Raw genomic sequence first — 6,528 nt, 5'->3', positions numbered from 1 at the left:
TCGGGACCGCGCGGATGGCTGCGCAGGACCAACCACAGCCCGGGCCTCATCAACGTCGTGAAGCGCGCCCGGCGCGCGCTGCCCGGCGATCCGGAGTTCGGTGATCCGCTGTCGGCCGCCGGGGTGGGCGGCCCCCGCGCCGCCGCGCGCGTCGCGGACCGGTTGCTCGACCGCGACGCCGCGACGCGCGAGGTCAGCCTCGGCGCCCTGCAGGTGTGGCAGGCGCTGACCGAACGGGTGTCGGGCAAGCCGGCGAACCGCGAGGTGACGCTGGTGTTCACCGACCTCGTGGGGTTCTCGCCGTGGTCGCTGCGCGCCGGCGATGACGCCACGCTGCGCCTGCTGAGGCGTGTCGCGCAGGTCGCCGAGCCGCCGCTGCTCGAGGCGGGCGGTCACATCGTGAAGCGGATGGGCGACGGCATGATGGCCGTGTTCACCGACCCCGTCGTGGCGGTGCGCGCGACGATCACGGCGATGGAGGCGGCCAGGGCCGTCGAGGTGGACGGCTACACCCCGCGGATGCGTGCGGGCGTACACACCGGCCGGCCCCAGCGCATCGGCTCGGACTGGCTGGGCGTGGACGTCAACATCGCCGCGAGGGCGATGGACCGGGCGACCCGAGGCGGGCTGGTCGTCTCGCAGACCACGCTGGAGCGGATTCCCGACGACGAGTTCGACGCGCTCGGTGTCACGGTGAAGCGGCAGCGCAGGCCGATCTTCACCACCAAACCGGACGGCGTTCCGTCCGATCTGTCCATGTACCGGCTGCGCAGCCGCAGGGGCCACGAACCCGCCGACGAACCGGCCGACGACTGACCGGACTGCGGCTGGGCGGGCGCACCTGACGGGCGCGGGGGCCGATCCGGTGATCCCCTATGATCGCCGGGTGGCCGAGCAGCCCGATCACGTGGCCGAAACCCTGTCCGAAGAAGCGCTGACCGAGGCGGTCAGCGCTGCCCGGCGCGCCTTCGAGCTGGCCGCCGACCTCGATGCGCTGGCAAGGGCCAAGACCGAACACCTGGGCGACCGCGCCCCGATCGCGCTGGCCCGCCAGGCGCTCGGCGGGCTGCCCAAGGCCGAGCGGGCCGACGCGGGCAAGCGGGTCAACGTCGCGCGGACCGAGGCGCAGCGCAGCTACGACGACCGTCTCGCCGTGCTGCGCGCCGAACGGGACGCCGCGGTGCTGGTCGCAGAGCGCATCGATGTGACGCTGCCCTCGACGCGGCAGCCCGTCGGCGCCCGGCATCCGATCACCATCCTGGGTGACCACATCGCCGACACCTTCGTCGCGATGGGCTGGGAACTGGCCGAGGGCCCCGAGGTCGAGACCGAGCAGTTCAACTTCGACGCGCTGAACTTCCCGCCCGACCATCCCGCGCGCAGCGAGCAGGACACCTTCCACATAGCGCCGGACGGCTCGCGCCAGGTGCTGCGCACGCACACCTCGCCGGTGCAGGTCCGGGCGCTGCTGGAACGCGAGCTCCCGGTGTACATCATCTCGATCGGCCGTACGTTCCGCACCGACGAGCTGGACGCCACCCACACCCCGGTCTTCCATCAGGTCGAGGGGATGGCGGTGGACAAGGGGCTGACGATGGCGCACCTGCGCGGCAGCCTCGACGCGTTCGCCAGGGCGCTGTTCGGGCCGCAGGGGCGCACCCGGTTCCGGCCGCACTTCTTCCCGTTCACCGAACCCTCCGGTGAGGTGGACGTGTGGTTCGAGGGCAAGAAGGGCGGCGCCGGCTGGGTGGAGTGGGGCGGCTGCGGCATGATGAACCCGAACGTGCTGCGCGCCTGCGGGATCGACCCCGACGTCTACTCCGGGTTCGCCTTCGGCATGGGACTTGAGCGAACCCTGCAGTTCCGCAACGGCATTCCCGACATGCGCGACATGGTCGAGGGTGACGTCCGGTTCTCGCTGCCGTTCGGGGTCGGCGTCTGATGCGCATCCCGTACAGCTGGCTGCGCGAGGTGGTCCGCGCCGGTGCCCCGGACTGGGAGGCCTCGCCCGACGAACTCGAGCAGACGTTCATCCGGATCGGTCACGAGGTCGAGGGGATCATCCCGGTCGGTCCGGTGACGGGTCCGCTCACCGTCGGCCGTGTCGCCGAGATCGAGGAGCTCACCGAGTTCAAGAAGCCGATCCGGGCGGTGAAGGTCGACGTCGGTGAGCCGGAGCTGCGCGACATCGTCTGCGGCGCTACCAATTTCGCTGTCGGCGACCTCGTCGTGGTCGCGCTGCCGGGCACGGTGCTGCCCGGCGACTTCAGCATCGCCACCCGCAAGACCTACGGCCGGACGTCGGACGGCATGATCTGTTCGACCTCCGAACTGCGGCTGGGCGCCGACCAGGCCGGGATCCTGGTGCTGCCGCCGGGTACGGCGGCGCCCGGAGCCGATGCCGTCGAGGTGCTCGGCCTCGACGACGTGGTGTTCGACCTGGCGATCACACCCGATCGCGGCTACTGCCTGTCGGTTCGGGGGATGGCCCGCGAGATCGCCTGTGCCCATGACCTGCCCTACGCCGATCCCGCCGACGTGCCTGCGCTGCCCGTCGAGGGTGAGGCGTGGCCGCTGACCGTCCAGCCCGACACCGGCGTGGTGCGCTTCGGTCTGCGTCCGGTCACCGGCATCGACCCGGCGGCGGTGTCGCCGTGGTGGCTGCAGCGCCGGCTGATCCTCTGCGGGATCAGGGCAATCTCGCCTGCGGTCGACGTCACCAACTACGTGATGCTCGAACTCGGCCATCCCATGCACGCTCATGACCGCAGCCTGATCAACGGCGGCCTCGAGGTCCGGGCGGCCCGTGCGGGGGAGACGGTGGTCACCCTCGACGACGTGAAGCGCACCCTCGCTGCGGGTGACGTGCTGATCGTCGACGACGCGGCGACCGCTGCGATCGGCGGCGTGATGGGTGCGGGCACCACCGAGGTCCGCGACACCACCACCGACGTGCTGCTCGAGGCCGCGGTGTGGGACCCGGCCGCGGTGTCGCGGACCCAGCGCCGGCTGCGGCTGGCCAGCGAGGCCGGCCGGCGCTACGAACGCTCGGTCGATCCGGCGATCTCCGTCGCCGCGCTCGACCGCTGCGCCGCGCTTCTGGCCGAGATCGCGCACGGCACAGTCGAACCCACGTTGACCGACTGGCGTGGTGATCCGCCGCGCGAGGACTGGGCCCAGCCCGCGGTGAGCATGGCGGTCGACCTGCCCGATCGCATCGCCGGCGTCGACTACGCCGAGGGCACCACGCCGCGCCGGCTCACCCAGGTGGGCGCCGACGTGACCGTCGACGGCGGTCGGCTCACAGCGACCCCGCCGAGCTGGCGGCCCGACCTGCGGGAACCGGCCGACCTCGTCGAGGAGGTGCTGCGGCTGGAAGGTCTGGAAGTGATCCCCTCGGTGCTGCCCGCCGCGCCGCCCGGCCGTGGCCTGACGCCGATCCAGAAGCGGCGCCGGGCGGTCGGCACGTCGCTCGCGCTCGCCGGTTTCGTCGAGATCCTGCCGTCGCCGTTCCTGCCCGCCGGGGTGTTCGATCAGTGGGGGCTGGCCGCCGACGACCCGCGACGGCGCACCACCGAGGTGCTCAACCCCCTGGAGACCGACCGGCCGCACCTGGCCACCACCCTGCTTCCCGCCTTGCTGGAGACGTTGAGCCGCAACGTGTCCCGCGGTACGGTCGACGTCGGGCTGTTCGCCGTGGCCCAGGTGGTGGAGCCGACGGAGAACACCCGTGCGGTCGACCGCATCCCCACCGACCGGCGACCCACCGCCGAGGAGATCGCGGTTCTCGACGCGTCGCTGCCACGTCAGCCCGAGCACGTCGCCGTCGTGCTTGCTGGTCTCCGCGAACCGGCAGGGCCCTGGGGTCCCGGCCGGGCGGTCGAAGCGGCCGACGCCTTCGAGGCGGTGCGCGCCATCGGGCGGGCCGCAGGTGTGGACTTCGCGCTGCGGTCCGGTGAGCGGCTGCCCTGGCATCCGGGCCGGTGTGCCGAGATCCTGGTCGGCGACATCAGTGACGGCGTGGTCGTCGGCCACGCCGGTCAGCTGCATCCCGCGGTGATCGAGCGGGCCGGCCTGCCCAGGGGGGCGTGCGCGGTCGAACTCGACCTCGACGCGGTGCCGATCGTGGAATCGCTGCCCGCCCCGTCGGTGTCGCCGTTCCCGGCGGTGTTCCAGGACGTCAGCCTGATCGTCGGAGAGGACGTCGCGGCGCAGAGCGTGATCGCTGCGGTGCGTGCCGGCGGCGGCCCGCTGCTGGAGGACGTCCGGCTGTTCGACGTCTACACCGGCCCGCAGGTCGGCGACGGCCGCAAGTCGCTGGCGTTGGCCCTACGATTCCGCGCCACCGACCGAACGCTCACCGAGGACGAGGCCAGCGCGGCCCGTGACGCCGCCGTCGCGGTGGCTGCCGAGCGGGTCGGCGCGGTGCAGCGCCGCTGAGCTGTGCCCGGTGGCGCGAGTCTCAGGCCACCAGTAGGCGCGCCGGGCTGCGGCCCAGCACCTGACGCCATGGGATCTCCTCCGGGTTCTCCGTCAGCCGCAGCGGCGGATCAACGGCGAGAACCGATCTCACACACTCGTGCACGGTCACCTTCGCCAGTGCCGTGCCTAGGCAGTAGTGCACCCCGGCGCCGAAGTTCACCAGCTTGGGCGTGTCCGGCCGGGTGAAGCGGGCGGCGTCGAACTGATCCGGGTCGTGCCAGGCTGTCTCGTCGCGGCAGGCGGCGGCGATGCACAGAAACACCATCGAGCCGGCCGGAAGCGACACCCCATACATCTCGATCGGCGCCACAGCGGTGCGTGGGATCAGCGGGATGCTGGGCTCCATGCGGATCGTCTCCGTGACGGCGCTCGCCATCAGGACGTCGTCGTCGCGCGCTATCTCGTCGCGGTACTGCAGCGCCACCAGCAGGCTGCACGGGATCTGGCTTCCGGTGGTGTCGTGACCGGCCACCAGGAGATTGGCGATCATCGTGACCGTCTCGTCGTGGGTGAGGCGTTCACCGTCGGCCTCCGCGGCCAGCAGGGCGGTGATGAGATCGGGTCCGGGGTCCTGCGCCCGGCGGGCCGTCAATTCGTCGACGTAGCTGTGCAATTCGATGATGGCGGTGGTCGCGGCCGCGACCTGTTCGGCGGTCATCACGAAGAAGACGGGACTCAGCGCGTCGGCCCATCGGGCGAACACCGCCACATCGGCGTCGGGTACGCCGAGCAGACGGCAGATCAGCCGGGTGCCCAGTTGCGAGCACGCCGTGACGAGGTCGCCACCGTCGCGCACCGTGCCGGCCGCCTCCTCGGCCATGGCGGTCGCGGTGGACTGCAACGCCGCGACCGATCGCGGTGTGAAGGACTTCGAGACCAGGGAACGTATCCGCCGGTGGTAGTCGCCTTCTGTGGTGAACATCAACCGGCCGTACCAGTCGCGCAGTGGACCGTCGGTGATACCCATGACGTCGAACAGCGTCAGCCCGATTCCGTTGAGCCGCGGGTCGTGTGCCAGCGACTCGACGTCGTCGTGGCGCAGGACGACGGTGGCTCCGGTTACCTCGTCGGCGGCCAGTGCCCCGTGCTGGGCCGCCTCGCGCAGTACCCGGTGCATGTCGGTGGTGAACGATCCCGTCAGGTCGACCGATGTCGCCATGGCGCCTCCTCCGTCGCCCCTATTGTCCGGCCGCGACGACGGTCGGCGGCCGGCAATGGACAGAAGAGGACGGGACCGCTTGACGACTCAACAAGTTGCTGAGCGGAAGTCGCGAGTGTGAACGTCACGACGATTTCAGCCCGAATGCGTCGTGACGTTCACACTCGCGGCGCGACAGGTGCGGCTACTGCACCGGGTTGGTCAGGTCGGCGAGGCCGTCGCCGAGTTCGCACCGCACCACGTCGCCCGCCTCGATGCCGACCGCGCCGGGAGTACCGGTCGACAGGATGTCGCCCGGGTAGAACGGCATCACCTGGCTGTGGAAGCTGAGCAGCTCGGCGGGGGAGAACGTCATCCCCGACACGGTGTCCTTGCGGTGCACCGCGCCGTTGTGGATGGTCGCGACGCGCAGGTCCGCCAGCGGCCCGTGGGCGAGCACCTCGTCCATGGTGATGAGGTCGGGGCCGAACGAGAAGAAGCTCGGGTAGTTCTTCACCCGGGTGAGGTAGCGCGGGTTCTCCAGCAGCACGGCCTCGGCGGTCTGGTCGAGCACCGGCACCACGCCCGCCACGTACGACAGCGCCTCCTCGACACCCACCTGGTAGCACGTCCGCCCGATCACCAGTCCGAGTTCCGCCTCCGAGGTCACCTTGCCGATCCCGGGCGGCACCACGATCGGCTCTCCCGGGCCGACGATCGTGTGGTCGCCCTTGATGAACGACGCCGGCGACGTGCGCGGGGCCTGCTCGCCGAGATCGCCTGCGTGTGCGCCGTAGTTCAGCCCGATGCCGAGGATCTTGCGGGGGCGTGTCCACGGCGCGAGCACCGGCGCGGCGGGGTCGGCACACGCGTCGTCGGAGACGCCGGCGGCCACGGCGGCGGCGAGT

5 protein-coding genes are annotated in these 6,528 nt (G+C 71.4%); 3 read left to right on the top strand and 2 right to left on the bottom strand.

Annotation, left to right across the window (positions count from 1 at the left end; translation table 11 throughout):
* The 3 genes from Q2100_RS19825 to pheT form a co-directional block, all read left to right on the top strand.
* On the top strand, nucleotides 1-816 hold an 816-nt coding region (locus Q2100_RS19825), incomplete at its 5' end, for an adenylate/guanylate cyclase domain-containing protein (protein ID WP_302915438.1).
* A 91-nt stretch (nucleotides 817-907) separates the two neighbouring features.
* Nucleotides 908-1,942 (top strand): phenylalanine--tRNA ligase subunit alpha, encoded by a 1,035-nt coding sequence (gene pheS, locus Q2100_RS19820; protein ID WP_302915439.1) that lies wholly within the window; start codon nucleotides 908-910, stop codon nucleotides 1,940-1,942.
* Complete coding sequence (pheT, locus tag Q2100_RS19815) at nucleotides 1,942-4,440, top strand: phenylalanine--tRNA ligase subunit beta (protein WP_302915437.1); 2,499 nt, start codon at nucleotides 1,942-1,944, stop codon at nucleotides 4,438-4,440. Before pheS ends, pheT begins: the two co-directional genes overlap by 1 nt.
* A gap of 22 nt (nucleotides 4,441-4,462) precedes the next feature.
* On the opposite strand, the gene Q2100_RS19810 is transcribed toward pheT, so the two are convergent.
* Nucleotides 4,463-5,641, bottom strand: a complete 1,179-nt coding sequence (locus Q2100_RS19810; protein WP_302915436.1) for a cytochrome P450 — start codon at nucleotides 5,639-5,641, stop codon at nucleotides 4,463-4,465.
* 184 nt (nucleotides 5,642-5,825) lie between these two features.
* The coding region (locus tag Q2100_RS19805; RefSeq protein WP_302915435.1) for a fumarylacetoacetate hydrolase family protein at nucleotides 5,826-6,528 on the bottom strand (703 nt) is incomplete at its 5' end.

The organism is Mycolicibacterium arseniciresistens (assembly GCF_030519285.1).
In the GTDB taxonomy this organism is placed as follows: domain Bacteria; phylum Actinomycetota; class Actinomycetes; order Mycobacteriales; family Mycobacteriaceae; genus Mycobacterium; species Mycobacterium arseniciresistens.
This window is presented reverse-complemented; position numbering and strand designations above follow the sequence as displayed.